Below are 21378 nucleotides of genomic sequence, written 5' to 3'. Positions count from 1 at the left end.
TTCACCGTCCCCGTCATGGCGCGGCCTTGATGCGCACCATGATCACGCCATGTGGCGCCACCTTGCCGCCGTAGCTGCCGCGCGCGCCCTTCGTGACCTTCTTGCTCCACAGGTCCTTCACGTCGGCCTTCCGGTCGACGGGCAACTGGAGCTGTTCCCAAGCCACCTTCATGTCGGCCGGCGTCTTGCCGCGGTTGAACAGCACCGCGGCGTACTCGCCACCTGCCAGCGGACGGACCCAGACCTCGAGGTCGCCTTGCTTCAGCGCGCGGCGGCCTTGCTGGCCCAGCGGATCCTGGTCGACGGCGATGACGTCCTTGTTGGTGAGGATGCGCAGCGTGTCGGCGTCCATCTTCGACAGGTCGTTGCCGGCGATCAGCGGCGCGGCCAGCATGGCCCACAGCGAGAAGTGCGACTCGTACTCGGTCGTCGTCATGCCGCCGTTGCCCACTTCCAGCATGTCAGGGTCGTTCCAGGCATTGGGCGCCGACTGGCCGCCGCGCGCGGCTTGCATGTCCAGGATGTTGGTCATGCCATTCCCCTTGTCCTTCGTGCTTTCCCAACCGTCGTAGATGTCATGGGTGGTGCGCCACAGGTGGCCCACCRTCGGGCCCCAGCGCTCGGGATGGTCGGTGCCCCATTCGCAGATGGAAAACACGAGGTCGCGGCCGGACTCGCGCAGGGCCTTGGCCATGACGGTGTAGGCCGCCTCGGCGTTGCGGGTGCCGGTGTTGCACCAGTCGTACTTCAAAAAGTCCACGCCCCATTTGGCGTACTGGCTCGCGTCCTGGAACTCGCGGCCGGCGCTGCCCGGGCGGCCGGCGCAGGTCAGTGAGCCGGCGTCGGAGTAGAGGCCGAACTTCAGGCCCTTGGCGTGTACATAGTCGGCCAGTGCCTTGATGCCCGACGGGAAGCGCTCGGGGTCGGCCTGGATGTTGCCGTCGGCATCGCGGCTCTTCTGCCAGCAGTCGTCGATGACGATGTACTGGTAGCCGGCGTCCTTCATGCCGGACGCAGCCATGGCGTCGGCCTGCTGGCGGATCAATTGCTCGCTGACGTTGCAGTCGAACTTGTTCCACGAGTTCCAGCCCATCGGCGGGGTCGGCGCGACATTGGGCTTGGGAGCCTCCAGCTTCAGCGTCCCGTCGGCGTGGGCGGGCGTGATGGCGATGAAGCAGAGCAGCGCGACGGTACGAGCGGCGCGTCGGATGAGGTGGTGCATGCAGAGATTCACTTGAGGGGATGGGAAGAGCGCCGTTGAGCGGTGCGTCGAACGGACGTCGGGCTCAGCGCCCGTAGCGCCGCGCTGCCGACTCCAGCGGCCAGTCGTCGGTGCGCAGCGGCGGCAGGGGCAGGCCGTCGCCGCCGACCACATTGGCTTCGCTCGCGTTGTTGACCCAGGCATAGCGCGCAGCGACAGGCGACGGCATAGCAGCGCTGCGCAGCACGATGCGGTCGCCGTCGAAGCGGGCTTCGGCCGGCACCCAGCGCCGATCGGCGCCCGCCAGGTAGAAGCCGCGCAGCGGCTCGCCGGTGCGTGCCGTGCGCAAGCCGCCGGCGGTGGTGTCGAAGCGCAGCTCGATTTCGCCGCCTTTCGACTGATGGCCGATCAGGCGAGGGCCCGTGGCCGGGGCGGTGCGCAGGCCCAGCTCGTGCATCGCCAGCGCGGCCAGGCGTTGGCCCACGGTGCGCTTGTTGCGCGGGTGGATGTCGATCGCATCACCCACGTCGATCGCCGTGGCCATGCCGGTGTGGGGCAGGGCCAGGGCCGCGGCCTGGCTGGCGCGCAGTTCGGCCCAGCCGTTGCCGTCGGGCCGGTTCTCGGCCATGGGCCGCCAGGAGGCCAGTTGCACGAAGAAGAAGGGCAGGTCGGGGTCGGCGAACTGGCTGCGCCAGTCCTGGATGAGGCGCTTGAAGCCGTCGGCATAGGCCGCCGCGCGCCCGGAGTTTTCCTCGCCCTGATACCAGAGCACGCCGCGCACGGACAGGCCTTGCAGCGGTGCGACGAGGCCGTTGTGGCCCAGGGCCGGGGCGTTGTTCGCCACGGGGCCGCCAGCCACCACGAGCTTCTCGACGCGTGCCCGCCAGGGGCCGACGAGCGACACGGTGCCAGCCGCCGTGTCCAGACGCAGGTCGGCGGCCTCGCCATGGATGCCGCCGCCACCGCCGGTGTCGGTCACCCGCACGGCGATCCAGTTGGCGCCCGCGCGCAGCAGGCCGGCCGGCAGTGTGTAGTGGCGTGCCTGCTCCCAGCCGCACTGGCCGCCGACCTTCTGGCCGTTGACCCAGACCTCGTCGCAGTCGTCCACCTTGGCCAGGTGCAGCTCCGCCGCTCCCGCGGCCTGGGCGGCTTTCAGCTCGACACGCTTGCGCATCCAGACGACGCCGTCGACATCGGCCAGTCCTTGGCCTTCCCAGTTGCCGGGCGCCTGCAGCGTGGGCCAGTCGGCGTCGATGTCGGCAGCGGCAGACCAGCCCGAGGCGTCCGCACCCTCCACCGGCAGACCCTTCTGCCAGGCGGCGATGCGGGGCAGCATGCGCTGGCCCAGCGCCGCGGTGAAGGCAGCGTTGTCAGCCGGCAAGGCGCGCACCGCGGGGGCGAGGTCGGGGTCGCGCAGCGCCGCGTCGCGGCTCATCCAGGTCTCCAGCATGGAGCCGCCCCAGGCGGTGTTGATCAGGCCGATGGGCACGCCTTGCACGGCCTGCATCTGGCGCGCGAAGTGGTAGCCGATGGCGCTGAACTCGGCCACGCGACCGGGCTCCGCAACGACCCAGGGCGCGGGCGCGATGTCGGCTTCGGGTTGCACGCTGGCGCGCAGCGGCACGCGCAGGTGGCGCAGCTGCGCGTTCTGCGGCGAGGCCACTTCCTGCGGGCCGGTGTCGGTCTGCGCCAGCGGCCACTCCATGTTCGACTGGCCGCCGAGCAGCCAGACGTCACCGACCAGCACGTCGTTCAGTACGACGGTCTGGTCGCCCTTGACGACGAGGCGGTGCGGGCCGCCGGCCGGCAGCGGCGCCAGCTGCACCCGCCAGCGGCCATCGGCGCCGACGCGGGCCGTGCCGCTGCGGCCGCCAAGGTCGACGCTCAGCGTCTGGCCGGGCGTGGCCTGGCCCCAGAGGTTCAGCGGGCGGTCGCGCTGCAGCACCATGTGGTCGTTGAACACTTCGGCCAGGCGCACGTCGGCCTGGGCGGTGGCGGCCAGCAGGGCCAGCAGCAGAGCGGAGGTCTTCTTCTTCATCGGGTTCGTTCTCGTCTCTCGGGGGCCATCTTCAATTCCGGGGTTCCAGCATTTCCACGCCAAGCGCCTCCAGCTTCAGCGTCTTGTCCCAACGCTGGCCGCCCAGCACGCCCTGCATCGCGCCGCTGATCGGCACGTCCACCGGCGTCCAGTTGGTGTTGACGTAGAGCACGCGGCCGTCGACGGCGCGGGCGTACACGCCGTCCGGCGTCTTGGGGCCGGGCGCTATGCCCAGCTCGGTGTAGAGCTGGCGCAGCAGCGGCTTCATGATCGGCGCCTGCGCCGTGGTGGCGACGTAGACGGCCCGGCCCTTGCCGAAGCTGTTGACCGTGATCGCCGGGGGCTGGCCGTCGAAGTTGCTGAAGCGCGCCAGCACCTGGGCGGTAGAGGGCTCAAGCACCTCGAAGTGGTTGACCGTGCCCTTGATCTCCTCGTCGCCCAGCTTGACCGTGCCAACCCAGTCGTAGAACTCGTTGGTGCGCAGGCCGAAGACGTCGGTCAGGCCGGCGGGTTTGGGCGTGGCGTGCCATTGGTTGTTGTCGTCCACCTTGGCCGACTGCGCCGTCATGACGACCGTGCCGCCGTCGGCGACGAACTTGCGCACCGCTTCGGTGGCGGCCTTGTCCAGCAGGTACATGCCCGGCAGGATGATCAGCCGATAGCGGCTGAGGTCCTCGTACGTGAGCTTGATGACGGCCACGTCGATGTTGTCCTTCAGCAGCGGCTCGAAGGCGCCGTGCGCCTGTTTGATGTAGGGCGCCTTGATGTACTGGCGCACCGTGTTGCTCGGGCCGTTGGGGCTGGTGGCATGCACGTTGTCGAAGGAATAGGCGATGGCCACCTTGGGCTCGACCTTGCGCGGGAAGCCGAGCTTCTCCAGCTTGGTGTAGTCGCCGGCAATGCGGGCCCATTCGGCCAGCCGCCACGAGGGTCGGTCGTCATGGTCGATCAGGCCCCACAGCGCCTGCTCCTCGCCGCCGAGGTGGCTGTTGAAGGTCCAGGCGAGCGCGGCCTGTCCGCCCATCAGCAGCACGAAGTGCGCCCACATGCGCGACCAGCCCTTGCTGCCGTAGGAGCCGCCGCCCCCGGCCGTGAACTCGTTGAACCAGGTGGGCACCGTCATGCCGCCCTTGATCAGCGCCGCCTCCCAGCCGCCGTTGATGGCGTCGCCGGCATAGAAGCCCATCGCGCCGAAGGTGGTGTGATCGCGGTAGCTGCCCAGGTAGTCGAAGCCCTTGCGGCCGGACCAGTCCCAGTAGTTGGACAGCACCGGTTTGTCCGGCGTGTGCTTGCGTCGCACCGCCTCCCGGTCGGCCAGCGTGGCGAGGGTCATGTCGGACCAGAAGCGCCGCAGGTCGAGGTAGCGCTCGGCGGGCCCAGGGCCGTCGGCCAGGGGCAGGCGCACCTCGTCCCACTGGCCGACGCGGCGCGACCAACGCTGCGTGGCCCAGGCCTTGTTCAGCGTCTCGATGCTGCCGTAGCGCTTCTTCAGCCATTCGACGAAGCGCTTGCGGTCGGCCTCGGAGTAGGACATGAAGCTGTTGCCGATCTCGTTGTCATAGCCCACGGCGAGCACGGCGGGGTGCTTGGCATAGCGCTTGACCAGCGTGTCGGCCATGCGGGTGGCCAGGCGCCGGTAGTCCGGGTCGGCGGTGTTGTCCATGTAGCGCTCGGCCGGCGCCAGGCGCGTGCCGGCCTGGTTGACGATGTCCACACCGGGGTACTTGTGGTGCAGCCACATCGGTGCCGGCGCGCCGGGGATGTCGAGGATGACCTGGATGCGGGCGGCATGCACCTCGGCCATCACGGCGTCGAAGTGCTTGAAGTCGAACTTCCCCTCCTCGGGCTCGAAATAGTCCCAGGCCAGGTCGCCCATGCGCACGACCCTGAAGCCGGACTGCTTCATCAACGCGACGTCGGACTTCACCTGTTCCAGCGTGCGGTCCACGGGCTGGTAGTTGACCCCGGCGAACAGCCGGCCGGCGCCGGGCCAGTCTGGGCGGCCTTGCGGGCTCTTGGCGTCCTGGGCCAGGGTGGGTTGAAGGGTGGCTAGCGCGAGGGCGCAGGCCAGCAGGGTCCTCTTCATGGTGATCGTGCCTCGTGTTCTTTGGAAAAGTGGAGCGCCAGGCCGCGGCCGTCGTACTGCGCGGTGCGCGTCTGCTCGTCCTGGCCTGACGACGCCATCAAGCGAACGTTCAGCTCGCGGCGCGCGACCATGCCGGGGAAGCGACCCTGCCGGACGCCGACATGCAGCGTGCGGCGCGCGTCGTCCCAGCGCAGCGCGGTGGTGGCGCGCTCGCCGCGTTCGTAGCGGTAGGTCTCGCCGTCGTCGTCGTAGAGGATGAAGCTTGCGTTGGCGCCGGGGTAGATGCGGATCTCCCACGGCGCGTCGTGGTCCTGGCCGGTGTGCTCGACGACGGGGCCCAGCGGCACGACCGAGCCGGCGCGCACGAACAGCGGGAACTGGTCCAGCGTGTAGTCGCGCTCGACGCGGCCACCGCCGGTGTGCTGCTTGCCGGTCCAGAAGTCGAACCAGTCGCAACCCGCCGGCAACAGCGTGGCCTGGCTCTGGTCGATCTTGCGCTGGGCCTCGGCCGCCTCGCGCCGCTGGGCGGGCGTGCGCCAAGCCAGGCGCAGCACGCGGCCGCCGCCTGCCTGGAAGAAGTCCACGCGGACCTTCAGCACCTGGCCTTCGCGCAGCATCATGACCTGACCCTTGAAGCGGGCGGCGCCCATGGCCCAGTCGTCGACGGCCAGCTTGTCGTCCAGCCACATGCGGAAGCCATCGTCGCCCTCGACGCCCAGTTCGTACTCGCCGCTCTCCGGCACGGTGATCTCGCCTGTCCAGCGCACCGAGAAGTTGCTCAGGCCCTTCAGCCCCGGTGGGATGCTGCCCAGCGGCGGATCGGGCCAGTGGTGGGCCACGACGGTGTCGACAGTGCGGCTCGCCGGCTTTTCGAAGTTCATGCCGTCGAAGTACTCCAGCACCAGGCCGCGCTGGCCGTCGGGGGTGCGCAACTGCGTGGCTGGCACGGTCAGCGGCGGCGGGGCCTCGGGATGGAACATGGCCCGCGTGATCGGCTGCACCAGGAAGGCGGGGCCGAACATGTAGGTGTCGTCGACCTTGCGCAGCGCCGGCTGGTCGGGGAAGTCCATGGCCAGGCCGCGCATCATCGTGTAGCCGTCCTGCGTGCTGCGCCAGGCCAGGCCGTAGAGATAGGGCAGCAGGCGCATGCGCAGCTGCGCGGCGCTCAGAAGCGAGGCGTAGACCTGCGGGTCCAGCGTCTTGAACAGGTAGGGCTCGCGGTCGACGCTGGTGCCGTGGATGCGGTAGACCGGGTTGAAGATGCCGAACTGGTTCCAGCGCGCGTACATCTCGCGCCAGGACGGGTTGTGCTGGCCGCCGCCGTAGTTGACGAAGAAGCCGCCGGTGTCCTGCGTCCAGTAGGGCTGGCCGGCCATCGCGACGTTGAGACCGCCGGCGATCTGCGCACGGAACGTGGTCCAGGAGGCCGTCGTGTCGCCGGACCAGGACATGGCTGCATAGCGCTGCTGCCCGGCCCAGGCGGAGCGCGTCAGCGTCAGCACGCGCTTGCCGCCCAGGTCCTTCCCGGCGCGCTGGCCCTCGTAGACGCCGCGCGTCGTCACCAGCGTGTAGACGTTGAGGTAGCGCGTGGTGTCGCCCATCGCGGTCATGCCCAGCTTCTTGATGTCGGCCTCGACCTCGCGCGCGTCGTGGGCGGCGCCGCCCACCTCGACCTCGGTGCCGTCCATCCACAAGGCATCCACGCCGATGTCCAGCAGCCCCTTCTTGGCATGCTTGAAGTAGATACGGCGACCCTCGGCGCTGAAAGCGTCGTAGATGCGCGCCTTCTTGGAGATCCAGTGCAGCGGCTCGAAGCGCAGCTTCTTGGCATCCAGCTCGCGGGCCAGGTCCGTGTCGTTGCCGACGCTCGGCCAGATGGAGGCCATCAGCTTGACGTTGAGCTTGCCGTGCAGCTCGCGCGCCATGCCGGCGGGGTCGGGGAAGCGCCCGGCGTCCCAGACCATGCCACTCCACTTGCCGTCCCAGACACCGTTCTTCTCGCCACCCCAGTATTGCCAGTCCTGCACGATGTAGTCGAGCGGGAAGTGGTCGGCGCGGAAGCGCTTGACGACGTCCAGCAGTTGCTGCTGGGTCTGGTAGCGCTCCTTGCTCATGAACAGCCCCAGGGCGGCCTTGGGGAACATCGGCGCGCTTCCGGTCAGGTGGCGGTAGCCGCGGATGACGGCGTCCATGTCGGGGCCGGCCGTGAGGTAGTAGTCGGCGCCGGCCGGCGCGCTCTCGACCGTGAAGCTCATGCCCTCGGGCCGGTCGCGGAACGTCATCTTGGAATAGACGTCCAGCAGCAGGCCCCAGCGCCGCGTGGAGACCAGGAAGGGCACGACGATGCCGATGTTGGTCTGCACCATCAGCACGTCGCGACCGCGGTAGTCCATGTAGGGCTCGTCGTACTGGCCCAGGCCGTAGAGGGCCTCGTCGGGCGTCAGTGTGAAGGTCTGCGTCAGCGTGTAGCTGGGGCTGCCGGCGATCTCGACTTGCTTGAGTTCGATGGGTGCCTGCTCGCGCTCGCGCGTCAGCAGCCGGCCGTCGGCGGCGAAGAAGGCCAGCGCCCCGCTGCGCTTGTCCACCGTGATGCGCAGACCTGCGCCGGTGAGCGCGAGCTGGTCGCCGGTCTCCTTCACGTCGAAAGCAACGGCTTGCGGCCGCGCCACGACGACGAGGCTCGGCTGGGTAGTGTGGGCCTGGCCGAGGTGGGCGGCGACGCGTACCAGGCCCGGGCCGTAGAAGAGCACGCTCTTGGTCAGCCCGCTAGAGCGGAACTGCAGGCCCTCGGCGACGCGCCGCCAGCCGAAGCCGTCAGGTGGCCCGTCCATGGGCAGGGCGCGCAGCTGCCCAGCGGCATCGAGCGCCGAAGGATGGGAGACGGCCTTGCCGGTGGGGGCCGCCTGCGCACCCGCCGCAGTGCAGACCATCAGGCCGAAGAGGTCTCGACGTTTCATGGCAACTCGCAGTCAGGTGTTCAAGCGCAACGCACGAGCCGCGCGCCATGGGGTGGGATGGTGAGCTGGCGGGTGCCTGCGGGCAGGTCCGCACGCGCCCAGCAGTCGCGGCTGGCGTCGGGCAGCCATGCCGGCAGTGGCACCTGCCATGGCGCTTCGCCGGTGTTCAGCCACGCCGCCCAGGTGCCTTGCGGGCCGGTGCAAACGAAGCGATGGCCCCGTGCCACCGAGTGCCACTCGCGTGCCCCGGGCACGCGCAGCAGCGCCAGCACCTCGGGGTTGGTCACCAGGCGCAGCGTCCAGTCGTCGAGCTTGCGCAGATCGTTGCCGAGGATGAGCGGGCTGCGCGCGCAGGTCCAGGCCGTGAGCATCATCAGTTGCTCGTCACGCGTGAAACCGGTTTCGCGCTCGCCGCGGCCTTGCTCGTCGTAGTTGCGCAGGCCGATCTTGCCGACGGGCAGCATGTCCGCATCGGGCCAGGCGCCCGCGCGGGCGTGCGGCGCCCACTTCACCAGGTTCACGAGGTTGTCGCGCAGCTGGGGCCAGGTGTCCCAGAAATCGTTGCACACGCGCCATTGGTTGGCATGCGCCTGCAGGTGCGCCGCGTGCTCCAGCTGCGACGGGCCGGGCGACAGGCTCAGCACCATGGGCCGGCCGGTGGCGTCGATGGCGCGGCGGATCAGCTCCACTTCCTTCGCCTGGTAGTTCGGGGCGGCGATGTCGTCCACCTTGACAAAGTCCACGCCCCATTCGGCCAGCTGGGCAAACCAGGCGCGGTACCAGTCGAAGGCGCCGGGGTGCTCGGGCTTGACGCCGCACATGTCGGTGTTCCAGGCGCAGGTCGAGCCGGCGTTGGCCACCTCGTTGCAGCGGTACTTGCTGCCGGCGATGGGCAGCTCCAGCCCGACCGCCTGGCGCGGAATGCCACGCATGATGTGCACGCCGAAGCGCAGGCCCATGGCGTGCACCTGGGCGGCGAGCGGCGCGAAGCCACGGCCGCCGGCGGCGCTGGGGAAGCGATTGGGCGCGGGTTGCGGGCGGCCGTTGCCGTCCAGCACCAGCGGCGCGAAGTTCCGGTACCACCCCGACGTGGCGCCTGCCTCGTACCACTGGATGTCGACGGTGGCGGTGTCGTAGCCGAAGGGCAGGAAGCGCTCGGCCAGGATGCGTGCGTTGTCCAGGTACTCGGCTTCGGTGACGCTGGCGCCGAAGGCGTCCCAGCTGTTCCAACCCATGGGCGGCGCGGGCGCCCAGGCGTGGAAGGGCAGGCCGGGCTCTGGGGCGCCCACGGCGGAGGTGTTGGCGGCAGGCGCGGGGGCAGCAGCCGCCGACCCGCCGGCCACGGCAGCCAGACCGGCGCCTGCGACGGTGCGCACGAAGCTGCGGCGGCCGGGTTCATCGGGCACGGTGCCCGTCGACGTTGTCTTGTTCATGGGCGATTGAAGAAAGGAGATGAAGGAGACGGAGGTTCAGTTGCTGTACAGCAGGCCCCGGCCGGTGCCGCTGAAATAGATGCGGCCATAGACGTTCTGGTCGGCCGCCAGCGCGCCGATGCCGCCGAACTGGTGGGCGTCGTCGTTGAAGCGCGACCAGGTGGCGCCGCCGTCGTCGGAGCGGTAGACGCCCCAGACGCCACCCACCACGCCCACCACATAGACCGCCGCCGAGTACGTGGCGCCAGGCTTGGCCTTGCCCAGGGCCACCGCCGAGGCGCCCTGCACGTCGGCCCATGGGTTGCCGACAAAGATCGACGCGAAGTTGCTGAGCTTGGCCCAGGTCGCGCCCGAATCGCTCGAGTGGTAGACGGCGTTGCCGTCGGCCAGCCAGAGGTCGCCCTCGGCATTGGGGTTGACCGCCAGCGAGGTGTTCCCGAAATAGTTGGGGGCCAGCCCCGCGGCCACCGAGCCGGGGCTCAGCGTGAACGTGTGGCCGCCATCCGTCGAGACGTAGACCTTGCCCGGCGTGCCCCACCAGTGACCACCGGAATCGTAGGCATAGACCTTGTTCGGGTTCTTGCGATCTGCGGCCAGGCGGTAGGCACGGGGGTAGATGCTGTTGATCGCCGGCAGATTGGTCGGCACCCAGGTGGCGCCGTTGTCCGTGGTGTAGGACGGCACCGAGTAGCCGGGCGCCCAGACCACCCGGTTGCGTGCCGTGACGGCGATGCTCGCTTCTCCACCCTTGTTGTCCGCGACGCCCGTCGGGTAGGTGGCGAACTTCGCCCAGGTCTTGCCGCCGTCGCCGGACGAGTAGCCGAAGCCGGTGCTGGTGCCGAGGACAACGCCGATGGAGGCGATGTATTGCGGGTCGGCCCACGCCATGTCGGCGGCGAAGCCGTTGCTCCAGCTGGTACCCGGCGTCAAGGTCGGCTTCGTCGCCAGATTGGTGTGTACCCAGGGGCCGACGTCGCCCGAACTGTTGATCAAGGTGTACGTGGCGCCGGCCGGCGGCGTGGCCAGGCCGAGAACGGCAGTCTCCTCCAGACCGTCGATCGCCTCGTTCCAGCTCGGCGTGGCCGAGGAAGCGTTGCGCGTTTCCCAGATGCCGCCGCCATGGACGTGCAGCACGCGGTCGGGGTTGGACGGATCGATCTCGACGTCGTCGGGCCAGCCCCAGAAGGAACCGTCGGCCGGCGTGCGCGGCATGGTGGCCGCGATCTCGCGCCAGGTCTTGCCGGCGTCGCTTGACCACTGAATGGCCTGCTGACCGCTGTAGTTGCCCCAGGTGTTGGTCACACCCAGCGCAATGCGGGTGGTCGAGCCGGTGCCGGAGACGGACAGTCCGCCGAGGCCAAGGCCCGTTCCGGTCCCGCCGCTGTTCGGGTCTTTCAGCAGGGTCCAGTTGTTGCCGTCGAACTTGTAGAGCCGCGCGGGGCCGCCGGCGCCTGGCCCGGAGTCCTGGGTGAACACGACATAGAACATGCCATCCGCAGCGCGCACCATGTGCGGGATGTGATAGCCGGAGACCGGCGTCGAGATCGCGGTCCACGACGTGCCGCCATTGGTCGACTTGTACAGGTTCGAGCTCAGGCCCGCTGCCTTGACGTAGTCCGGGGCGATGGGCGCGTAGATCGTCTGCGTGGCCGAGCCGCTGCCCTTGCTGCCGGTGTCGTAGACGAGCGTCTCGACGCCCATCGCCGTGCCGCCGTTGGCGTTGAGCTGGTCCGCGGTCATCTTGAGGGTCGACAGCGACGTGACCTGCGCCCAGGTGAGGCCCGAGTCGATGCTCTTCCACAGGCCGGCCGTGYGCGAGCCGTAGAACAGCGTCGACGGTTTGTTGGGGTCGACCATCAGGCGTTCGCCGATGGCCCGGCCGGGATTGTTGCCACCCAGCGGGAAGGGCAGGGCGACGTAGGTCCAGTGGTCACCGCGGTCGCTGGAGATGTACAGGCGGCCATTGCCTTCGGACACGTACATGCCGGCGGCCATGTAGACGAGCTGGTCGTTGTTCGGATCGACGGCCATGCTTTCGACGCCGTGGTACCGGGCTTCGGCTGCACCGAAGCCCGGGCCATCAGTGATGGGCACCCAGGACGCAGCGGCCTGGTTCCAGCGGTAGGCGCCGCCGATGTCGGTGCGCGCGTACAGCAGGTTGGCGGTGGTCGGATGGAAGACGAGGCCGGTGACATAGCCGCCACCGCCCCACTTCACGCTCGCCCAGGTGGTGCCGTCGGCCGGAGCAGGAGCGGGTGCAGGAGCGGGTGCAGGAGCCGGAGCCGGAGCCGGAGCCGGAGCCGGGGCCGGGGCAGGGGCAGGGGCCGGGGCAGGGGCAGGTGTGGGCGCGGGTGCTGGCGCGTCGCCACCACCGCCGCCACAACCCGCCATCAGGGTCGCGGTGACGATGGAGAAAACGGAGAGTTGTTTGCTGTACTTCATGGCGAAAAAGGCGTGTGGTTCGTTGACGGGGATGGCGCGGTGGCGCTGATCACGAGGCAGGGCAGGCGTTCATTTCTTGCACAACACGCTGATGGCGTTGGGGGCGGTGGCGGTGATCAGGCCCAGCCGATAAGGCAGCTCGATGTATTCATACGTCTTGCCTTTTTCCAGATCCAGGCCCTGGAAGAGGAACCTCAGCGGCAGGCAGGGGTCGATGCTCAGCGTCTGGTCGATGCCGTCGCGGATCATTTCGCCGTGGGACACGCCTTCGGACCAGATCCGGCCGTCGAACTTGACGTTGTCGGTGCCCGCGAACAGGTTCATCGGCGAGCCGGGAACGGGTTGCCAGGCACCGTCCAGGCGGTCCGCTGTCCAGGCGCGGAAATACCGGCCCTTGGGGCCCATCGCCTCGATAAGCGTCAGGTACTGGTTGGTGCCGGTGATCCTGTAGGTGTTGCTCGCCTCGAACATGTCTTCGAGTTTTTCCTTCATGACCACGACCGGCTCGGCGAAGCCCTGAGGGAAGCTTTCGATCGTCGTCTCACCGCGGTAGAAGCTGCCGTTGTCGCCGGTGAAGAAGAGGTGGCACTTCCGGTCGTCGCAGATGTTCCAGAAGTCCAGCCAGGTCGCGTTGCCCTCGGCGTTCTTGACGCTCGCCGGCACGGTTGCGTAGAAGGGCTTGGGCGCCGTCCACGACAGGGGGTCGGCGATGTTGCTGGTCGTGGAATACAGCGGGTCACCGCCCTGGTAGATCAGGTACCAGAGCTTCTGCGGTGCGAAGTAGAAGACCTGGGGTGCTGCGCGGTAGCCGGGCCCCATGGGGGACTTGTCGAGCATGAACTGAGGGGCAGTGGGAGCCTCCTGCCAGTTCGCAAAGCTCGTGTAGGCCAAGCCCCAGCCGTTCTTCCCGGCCGTGGTCATGAAGACGTGATAGCGGCCGTMGTGATAGACGATGGTCGGGTCTTTGACGCCCAAGATGTCCGTCCGGTCAGCCGACGGCTTGATCAAGGGCTCGCTGGATTTCCATTCAAAAGCGACGGCCGGTGCCGGTGCCGGTGCTGGTGCTGGTGCGGGTGCGGGTGCCAGGGCCGGCGTCGCGCCACCACCGCCACAGCCAGCCACCACGGTCGCGGTGACGATGGAGAGAACGGCGAGTCGTTTGCTGAACTTCACGGGCGAAGACCGGAGCTGGTTCGTCGATGTCATGGCACTGCGACGCTGGTCACTTGGCAGGCAATGGCTCCAGCACCACGGCGGCGCCGCCAGCCGCAGCCAGCGACAGGCTCAGCACGTCCTTGCGGGTCACCTTGCGCTCCGTGCGGCGCACCTCGCGCACGACCTCGCCGTCCTGCCAGATCGTGGCGCGCCAGTTGCCGGCCGGCAGGAAGCCGAGCGAGACCTTTTGCGTGCGGGCCTGGTCGCCCGTCATCGCGCCGATGTACCAGGTCTTGCCCTGGCGGCGCGCCAGCACGATGCCCTGTCCCGGCTCGCCGGAGAGGAAACGGGTCTCGTCCCAGGCGGTCGGCACGCGCTTGATGAAGTCGAAGCCCGGCTCGCCGCGGTAGTTCGTGGGGTCGTCCGACACCATCTGCAGCGGGCTGTCGTAGACGACGTACATCGCCAGCGCCTGGCCGCGCGTGTTCTGCACCAGCGGCATCTCGGCGCGGACCTCGAAGGTGGCCGGTGTCGCGTTGCGGAAACCCCCGGGCGTGTAGTCCATCGGGCCGACCAGCATGCGCGTGTACGGCAGGGTCACGTTGTGGCTGGGGGTGGTGCGCGTGGTCATCTTGCTCCACTCGGCGCCGAGCACGCCTTCCTGCGTGATGTAGTTGGGAAAGGTGCGCTGCAGGCCGGCGGGCACGTAGGCGCCATGCAGGTCCAGCAGCAGCTTGCGCTTGGCGGTGGCGGCGGCGATGCGCTCGTAGAAGTCCACCACCTGCTGGTCGTCGCGGTTCATGAAGTCGACCTTGACGCCCTTGATGCCCCAGCGGACATAGGTGTCCAGCACTTCGTCCATGCGTGCGTCCACATGTACCCAGTGGGCCCACAGCAGCAGGCCGACGCCCTTGGCTGCGGCGTAGCGCGCGAGTTCGGGCATGTCGATGCCCTTGGCCGGTCGCGTGATGTCGGTCTCCGGGCTGGCATCGCAGCAGCCGCTCGGGCCCGAGGCCCAGTTGGCGTCGATGAGGTAGTAGGGGAAGCCGGACTCGGCGGCGAAGTCGATGAAGCGCTTGTAGGCGCCCATGTCGGGCTTCATGCCGACCAGCGGGCCGGACCACCAGTCCCATGCCGCCTTGCCGGGCTTGACCCAGCTGAAGTCGCCTTGCGGTGGCGGGTTGAGGTTGCCGACGAGGTGCGACTCGATCAGCTTGCCGGCCTGGTCGGCCATCATGACGGCGCGCCAGGCGGTCGTCAGGCCAGCGGTCGAGACGAAGGCGGGGCCGGCGCGTCCCGGCACGCCGGACAGGTGCAGGCGCAGTGCGTTGCCCTCCTGCCGCAGTGACGCGCCGGTGTAGCCCTGCAGATTGGCCTGCGTGATGGCGTAGTGCGTGCGGCCCGACGGCGTGGCGCAGACCACCGGCACGTCGTAGGCGACGCCGGGCTTCAGCTGCGAGACCTTCAGGCGCTCGAACGCCTGCTCGTGCGAACCGTCGGCCGGCGTGACCAGGCACGACGGGTCGCCGGCCGGCACGAAGGCCGTGCGTTCGCCGCGCAGGCTGACCGGCGCCGTGCCGTCCAGCCGGTAGCGGAAGGCGACGCCGTCGTCGTAGGCGCGGGCATCGATGAAGAGACGGCGGCCGCCGCCGGCCTCGCGGAAGGCGAGCGTCGCACCGCGGTAGTGGTCGCGCGCGGTGGCTGCCTTCGTGGCGACGAGAGGAATGACGCGGTCTTCGGCGACGTCCTGGCGCGACTCCAGCGTCAACGCGCCGAGGGCCTGGCCATCCAGCTCCAGCCCCAGGGGCGAGAGAGCGATGACGGCTTCGCCACGGCGGCTGATGCTGAACTGGCTGCCATCGTCGGCGATGCGGATGGTGACGTGGCCGTTGGGCGACGTGACGATGGCATCAGCCGCCTGGGCGCCGGAAGCGGCCAAGGCCAGCGCGGCGATGGCGAGGTGGATGGTGGTCTTCATGGATGTGTGGGTTGTGTGGGTGTTCGTCTTCACGCCGTGAAGAGAGCGTTCATCCAAGGCGCACCTCGGTGGCGCGGCCGGTGTAGACCACCTCGCGCAGCGGTGTGGATTGCAGCGTCGGCCCGTCGTTGCCGATGCGGTGGATGCGCAGGCGTTTGGTCGTGCGCATGCCCGCGAAGCGCCCGCTGCGCGCCGCCAGGCGCAGCACGCCGCGGCGGTCGTCCCAGGTCATGCGGATCACGCTGAACCCGCCCTTCTCGTAGGCATAGTCCAGGCCGCCGTCCTCATAGAGGTCGAAGGCGCCGTCGGCGCCGGGCACGACGTAGAGGTCGAGCACCTCACCGGTGGCCTCGGCGGTGGACTGCAGCACCGGCCCGAGCGGCAGGATGCTGCCTGCGCGCAGGTGCAGTGGCATGCGCTCCAGCGGCGACGCCACGTCATGCGTGCGGCCACCGGCGCGTCGTTCTCCTGTCCAGAAATCGACCCAGCCGCCCGTCGACTGCGGCAGGTACACCGGCCAGCTCGACACCTCGGGCGCCAGCACGGGCGCCACATGCAGGGCGCGGCCGAACATATAGCTGTGCGCCTGGTCCAGGGCCTGGGGGTCCTGCGGGAAATCGAACACGAGCGGCCGCATGATCGGTGCGCCTTTCGCATGGACCTCGTGGGCCAGGCTGTAGAGGTAGGGCAGCAGCTGATAGCGCAGCTCCAGGTACTGGCGCGCTACCGCCTCCACCTTGTCGCCATAGCGCCAGAACTCGGTGTTGGTCATGTAGCCATGCACGCGCTGCAGCGGCAGGAAGGTCGCGTACTGGAACCAGCGGATCAGGCGCTCGTGGTAGGCCTTGTCGGTGTACTGGCCGTCGCCCGGGCGGAAGAAGCCACCGGCGTCGACCGTCCAGTAGGCATAGCCGGCGGCGGCCATGTTGAGGCCCGCGGGGATCTGCCGCTTGAGCGTGTCCCAGTCGTTGCCGATGTCGCCCGACCAGGTGGCCGCCGCGTGGCGTTGCTGCCCGGGGAAGGCCGAGCGCGTCAGGATCATCACGCGCCGGTCGGGCGCCGCCTGGCGCTGGCCTTCGTAGACGGTGCGCGTCACGTGCCACGGGTAGGCCAGGCGCACGCGCTCACCGCGGCCTGCGGCCGTGCGCCGGCCCACGAGGTCGTCGTTCTCGGGCTCCGTCGCGTCCTGCCACCAGGCGTCGATGCCGAGCTTGAGCAGGCGCTCGCGCTGGTTGTTCCAGTAGAAGGCGGCGGCCTTCGGGTCGAAGAAGTCGACCCAGTCGGTCTGGTCGATGTAGTGGCCGGCGGCTGCGGTGCTGCGGCCGAGCTCGGTGTCGCGCCCGATCTTGGCCCACACCGACAGCATGAGCCGCCCGTTCAGGCCGTGCACCTCGCGCACCAGCGCGGCGGGATCGGGGTAGTGGGCCTCGTCGAAACGCATCGCGTTCCAGCCGTGGCGGCCCCAGTACTGCCAGTCCTGCACCATCACGTCGACGGGCAGCTTGCGGCGGCGGAACTCGCGCAGCGTGTCGACGATCTCTTCCGACGAATGGAAGCGTTCGCGGCAGTGGATGTAGCCATAGGCCCAGCGCGGCATCATCGGCGTGGCGCCGGAGATCTCGCGGTAGCCCTCGAACACCTCGTCCGCGCTGGGGCCGGCGATGACGATGTAGTCGATGGCATCGGCCACCGGTGAGCGCCACGTCGTGCTGGCGCGCACGGTGCCGAAGCGCAGAGAGGGAGAGTCATCCTTGTCGGCGTGGATGCGCACCTGATGCTCGCCCGCGGGCAGCTCGACGACAAAGCCGACCGTCGGCGGCAGCCAGTGGTTCGCGATCTCGACGCAGGACTTGCCGTCGATCTCGACCGAGTGGCGCGAACCCATCGCGCGGCCGACGTCGAGGAGGAAGGCAAAACGGCCAGCCACGCCCGTTCGGAACGTGCCTTCGAAGCGCGTCAGGTTTCGCACGACCTGCGCGTTGCCCGTGGTCGTCGTCACATCGACGACTTCGGCCTTGTTCTCGACGTTGACACCACTCAGCGCCACCCACTGCTCGGGCGTGTTCAGCTCGGCCATGCCGTTGTTGTGCCAGAGCAGGCCGTAGCCGCGGCTGGACAGCATGAACGGCAGGCTGATCTGCGTGTTCACCTGCGTCAGGCGGCGCGGGAAGCCGCGCAGGTCCATGGCGCCGTCCTGGAAGCAGCCGGTGCCGTAGAGCCGCTCGTCGGCGGGTGACTCGAACACCTGTTCGGCGATGAACACGGGCTCGTCGCCCAGCCGTGACGGCGTCAGCCGTCGGGTGCCGGGTGCTTCACTGAGCAGCAAGGCGCCTTTGCGGTCGAAAAAGCGCAACGCGCCGGTGCTGTTGTCCACCTCGCAGCGGATGGCCGGCAATTCCAGGCGGGTCGCGTCCGCGCCCGGCGTCTGCTTCATCAGGGGCTTGGTGCTGCCGGGCAACAGAGCAAGGCTGGGCGGCGGCGCCTGCGTTGCCGCCTGCGGCGGAAGGAAGCGCACGCGCAGTGCCCGGTCGCAGAGTGCGCTGATCCGCAGCGTGCCCTGGGTCGTCGTCAGTACCCATTCCGGGGTCAGCGATGGCCGCGCGCGGCGCGCCGCGGCGTTACCAGGCGCCAGGTCGCCGGCGGCGGCGTTCGCCACGCTGAAGGAGGAAGCCATCGCGGCCGTTGCCGCCGCAGCGTCCAGTGGAGTGGCGGCTGCGGCGAGTGCCACCTGCAATGCCTCGCGCCGCGAGATCGTGGGTTTGGTGTCTTTCATGCAGTCAGGCCGTTCCCGCGGATCTTCACCACCACGGCCGGCGAGCCGGCCAGGCCCTCGGGCAGCTTGATCTCCAACCCCTTGCGGGTGCGCTTGAAGGGCAGGCTGTCGCCGGAGCCCACGGCCTCGATGCGGTCGATGGCGCCTGGCGCCACGTTCGAGTCCTGGGCCAGCGTCTGGATGCGCAGCACGCCGTCCTTGGGCCAGCCCAACGCGATGGCGTAGAGGGCGCCGCCCTTGGTCGTGAAGCGGATGTCTTCGGCCGTCAGCGGCTTGGAGTTGCCCTCGCTGAACATGCCACTGCCCACCTTCGTCGGGCCTTCGCCGAAGGTGCGCCAGGGGCGCGTGCCGTAGATGGCCTCGCCGTTGCGCGCCATCCAGGTGGCGATCTCTTCCAGGATCTTGCGCTCGTCGGCATCGATGGTGCCGTCGCCGCGCAGCGGCACCGACAGCAGCAGGTTGCCGTTCTTGGAGACGATGTCGCACAGCCGATGGATGACCGTGCTGGCGGGCTTGTACTGGTGGTTGTCGAAGAGGGAGCGGGCGTAGTGCCAGTCGCCCAGGCAGGTGTCGGTCTGCCAGGGCAGCGGCTCGATGCCATCGCGAAAGCCGCGCTCCACGTCCTCCACGACGCCGGCGCGCCATTCAGCGGGCATCACCTTGGCGTTGAGCACCGCCTCCAGCTTGCCGCCGTTCCAGGCCATGCTGGCGTTGTAGTAGTGGGCGGCGATGTCCAGCCCCGCCTGGCCCAGCGGCAGGCCGTGGTTGTCCATGTAGATGAGGTCGGGCTTGTAGCTGTCGATCAGGTCGCGGCAGCGCAGGTACCACGAGCGCGTGAAGGCGAGGTTCTGAAGCGGCGGTTTCTCGTCCCAGTAGTAGGTGTTCTGGTCATGCCAGGCTTCGACGCTGCGGATGGTCTTGAAGCCGTCGGGCATGACGATGTTGCGGCCCGTGTAGAGATCCTGCGGGTCCAGGCCTTCCCACCATTTGCCCTTGCCGTCGGCCTTGGTCAGGTGGAAGGCGTCGTAGCGCTGGCCGGCGTAGGGGCCTTCCGCGTCATAGCCGTAGGCCGACTGGTACCAGTGCCAGGCATGGGCACCGTGGTTGCTGACGCCGAAGCGCAGGCCGCGTGCGCGGGCGGCCTTCTCCCAGGTGCCGACGATGTCCTTCTTCGGGCCCACGCGCATCGTGTTCCAGCCGTGGTACTTGGAGTTGAACGTGTCCTGGTTGTCGTGGTGGTTGGCCAGGGCGACGAAGTACTTCGCGCCCGCCTTCACGTACAGGTCCATCAGCGCTTCGGGCTCCCAGTTCTCGGCCTTCCAGCGGTTCTGGATCTCCATGAAGCCGGACTTCGTCGGGTGGCCGTAGGTCTTGATGTGGTGGTCGTACTGCCAATTGCCCTGGATGTACATGCGCCGGGCATACCAGTCGCCCATCTCGGGCACGCATTGCGCGCTCCAGTGGGCCCAGATGCCGAACTTCGCATCGCGGAACCAGTCGGGCGTTTCGTAGCCATCGACGAGGGAGTCCCAGTTCGGCTTGAAGGGAGTCGGCGCGGCCTGCGCGGCGGGCAGGCCGGCGGCGCCGATGGTGGCGGCGGTGGCTTGCAGCAGCGAGCGGCGGGAGAGTTTTTGTGTCATGGCTTGCTTTCAGTAAAAGGGGCGGCCGCTCATGCGAGGCCCGGTCCGCGGACCTTCAGCGCGATCGCGGGCGTGCCGGCCAGGCCCTCGGGCAGCCGCACCTCCAGCCCTTGCGGGGTGCGCGTGAAGGGCAGGCTGTCGGTGAAGCCCACCGCTTCGACGCGCTCGATCACGCCTGGCGCCAGCGCCGAGTCCTGCGCAAGCGCTGCAATGCGCATGACGCCGTCCGTCGGCCAGGCCAGCCCGATGGCGTAGAGCGCAGCGGCCTTGGCTGTGAAGCGGATGTCCTGGGTGGTGAAGTTCTTGACCTGGCCTTCGCTGAACATGCCACCCCCGACCTTCGTCGGCCCTTCGCCGAAGGTGCGCCACGGCCGTGTGCCATGGATGGCCTCGCCGTTGCGGCCCATCCAGGCGGCGATGTCTTCCAGGATCTTGCGTTCGTCGGCATCGATGCTGCCGTCACCGCGCAGCGGGATGGACAGCAGCAGGTTGCCGTTCTTCGAGACGATGTCCACCAGGCGGTGGATGACGCTGGCGGCTGACTTGTAGCCGTGGGCGTCGAAGATGCCGCGGTTGTAGTGCCAGTCGCCGATGCAGGTGCAGGTCTGCCAGGGCAGCGGCTCGATGCCGGCGCGCTGGCCCCGCTCGAGATCCTCCACCACGCCGCCACGCCATTCGGGTGGGAGCTCCTTGGCGTTGATGACAGCCTCCACCTTGCCGCCGTGCCAGGCCATGCTGGCGTTGTAATAGTGCGCCGCGATGTCCAGGCCGGCCTGGCCGAGCGGCAGGTGAGAGTTGTCGAAGTAGACGAGGTCGGGCTTGTAGCTGTCGATCAGGTCCCGGCAGCGCAGGAACCACTGGCGAATGAACGCCGGGTTGTTCGGTGGCTCCACGTCTTTCCAGGTGTAGTAACTGCGCTTATGCCATTCGGTGACGGCGGCCACGGTGCTGATGCCGTCGGGCATCACCCTGTTGGGGCCCGTGTAGAGGTCCTGCGGGTCCAGGCCTTCCCACCATTTGCCCTTGCCGTCGGCCTTGGTCAGGTTGAACGCGTCGTAGCGCTGGCCAGTCAACGGGCCTTCGGGGTCGTAGCCATAGGCAGGCGCCAACCAATGCCAGGCACGCGACGAGTGGTTGCTGACGCCGAAGCGCAACCCCTTGGCGCGGGCCAGCTTGGCCCAGGTGCCGACGATGTCCTTCTTGGGCCCGACGCGCACCGAGTTCCATGCGTGGTACTTCGAGTCGTAGGCGTCGAAGTTGTCGTGGTGGTTGGCGAGCGAGACAAAGTACTTCGCACCCGCCTTCACGTACAGGTCCATCAGCGCTTCGGGGTTCCAGTTCTCCCCCTTCCAGCGGTTCTGCATCTCCATGAAGCCGACCTTCGTCGGGTGGCCGTAGGTCTTGACGTGGTGGTCGTACTGCCCGCTGCCCTGCATGTACATATTGCGGGCATACCAGTCGCCCCTCTCGGGCACGCATTGCGCGCTCCAGTGCGCCCAGATGCCGAACTTGGCGTCGCGGAACCAGTCGGGCGTGCGGTAGCCGTCGACGAGGGAATCCCAGGTCGGCTTGAAGGGCGTGGGCGCCGCCTGCGCAGCGGGCAGGCCGGCGGCGCCCATGGTGGCGGCCGTGGCTTGGAGCAGCGAGCGGCGGGAAAGCTTCTGTGTCACGGCTG

The 21378-nt window shown here is 68.8% G+C and carries 11 protein-coding genes; all 11 read right to left on the bottom strand.

The genetic code is table 11. The features are described 5' to 3' along the window. Positions 1 to 13: 13 nt before the first annotated feature. The gene (locus tag AC1DW3_RS09160) at positions 14 to 1222 is read right to left on the bottom strand and encodes a glycoside hydrolase family 27 protein (protein WP_477930676.1); all 1209 of its coding nucleotides are present in this window, start codon (positions 1220 to 1222) and stop codon (positions 14 to 16) included. A gap of 64 nt (positions 1223 to 1286) precedes the next feature. Then, on the bottom strand, positions 1287 to 3239 hold the full coding sequence (locus AC1DW3_RS09155; RefSeq protein ID WP_477930674.1) for a sialate O-acetylesterase: 1953 nt from the start codon (positions 3237 to 3239) through the stop codon (positions 1287 to 1289). A gap of 31 nt (positions 3240 to 3270) precedes the next feature. After that, positions 3271 to 5325 (bottom strand): beta-galactosidase, encoded by a 2055-nt coding sequence (locus AC1DW3_RS09150; RefSeq protein WP_477930672.1) that lies wholly within the window; start codon positions 5323 to 5325, stop codon positions 3271 to 3273. Beyond that, a complete protein-coding gene (locus AC1DW3_RS09145) occupies positions 5322 to 8282 on the bottom strand; it encodes a glycoside hydrolase family 31 protein (RefSeq protein ID WP_477930670.1) in 2961 nt (986 codons plus the stop codon). The genes AC1DW3_RS09150 and AC1DW3_RS09145 overlap by 4 nt, the downstream gene beginning before the upstream one ends. Positions 8283 to 8302: 20 nt before the next feature. Further along, positions 8303 to 9715, bottom strand: a complete 1413-nt coding sequence (locus tag AC1DW3_RS09140; protein WP_477930668.1) for a hypothetical protein — start codon at positions 9713 to 9715, stop codon at positions 8303 to 8305. Between the two features lie 36 nt (positions 9716 to 9751). Next, positions 9752 to 12157 (bottom strand): dockerin, encoded by a 2406-nt coding sequence (locus AC1DW3_RS09135; protein ID WP_477930666.1) that lies wholly within the window; start codon positions 12155 to 12157, stop codon positions 9752 to 9754. Positions 12158 to 12226: 69 nt separating this feature from the next. Beyond that, the gene (locus AC1DW3_RS09130; protein WP_477930664.1) at positions 12227 to 13330 is read right to left on the bottom strand and encodes a glycoside hydrolase family 62 protein; all 1104 of its coding nucleotides are present in this window, start codon (positions 13328 to 13330) and stop codon (positions 12227 to 12229) included. 49 nt (positions 13331 to 13379) lie between these two features. Beyond that, entirely contained in the window at positions 13380 to 15290 is a 1911-nt protein-coding gene (locus tag AC1DW3_RS09125) for a glycoside hydrolase family 97 protein (protein WP_477930662.1), read from the bottom strand. Positions 15291 to 15339: 49 nt separating this feature from the next. Next, a complete protein-coding gene (locus AC1DW3_RS09120) occupies positions 15340 to 18063 on the bottom strand; it encodes a glycoside hydrolase family 31 protein (RefSeq protein ID WP_477930660.1) in 2724 nt (907 codons plus the stop codon). Beyond that, on the bottom strand, positions 18060 to 19703 hold the full coding sequence (locus tag AC1DW3_RS09115; protein WP_477930658.1) for an alpha-L-fucosidase: 1644 nt from the start codon (positions 19701 to 19703) through the stop codon (positions 18060 to 18062). Before AC1DW3_RS09115 ends, AC1DW3_RS09120 begins: the two co-directional genes overlap by 4 nt. Positions 19704 to 19732: 29 nt before the next feature. Beyond that, positions 19733 to 21373 (bottom strand): alpha-L-fucosidase, encoded by a 1641-nt coding sequence (locus AC1DW3_RS09110; RefSeq protein ID WP_477930657.1) that lies wholly within the window; start codon positions 21371 to 21373, stop codon positions 19733 to 19735. Between the last annotated feature and the right edge of the window lie 5 nt (positions 21374 to 21378).

This window comes from Roseateles sp. P2_H4, from assembly GCF_056403315.1.
Note: the sequence above shows the minus strand (reverse complement) of the source record. Positions and strands in the feature narration are given on the sequence as shown.

Excerpts from the sequence above, each read along its gene's own strand:
- AC1DW3_RS09125 (WP_477930662.1), bottom strand. The coding sequence starts at position 15,290 with ATGAAGACCACCATCCACCTCGCCATCGCCGCGCTGGCCTTGGCCGCT.
- AC1DW3_RS09155 (WP_477930674.1), bottom strand. The coding sequence starts at position 3,239 with ATGAAGAAGAAGACCTCCGCTCTGCTGCTGGCCCTGCTGGCCGCCACC.
- AC1DW3_RS09120 (WP_477930660.1), bottom strand. The coding sequence starts at position 18,063 with ATGAAAGACACCAAACCCACGATCTCGCGGCGCGAGGCATTGCAGGTG.
- AC1DW3_RS09145 (WP_477930670.1), bottom strand. The coding sequence starts at position 8,282 with ATGAAACGTCGAGACCTCTTCGGCCTGATGGTCTGCACTGCGGCGGGT.
- AC1DW3_RS09140 (WP_477930668.1), bottom strand. The coding sequence starts at position 9,715 with ATGAACAAGACAACGTCGACGGGCACCGTGCCCGATGAACCCGGCCGC.
- AC1DW3_RS09115 (WP_477930658.1), bottom strand. The coding sequence starts at position 19,703 with ATGACACAAAAACTCTCCCGCCGCTCGCTGCTGCAAGCCACCGCCGCC.
- AC1DW3_RS09150 (WP_477930672.1), bottom strand. The coding sequence starts at position 5,325 with ATGAAGAGGACCCTGCTGGCCTGCGCCCTCGCGCTAGCCACCCTTCAA.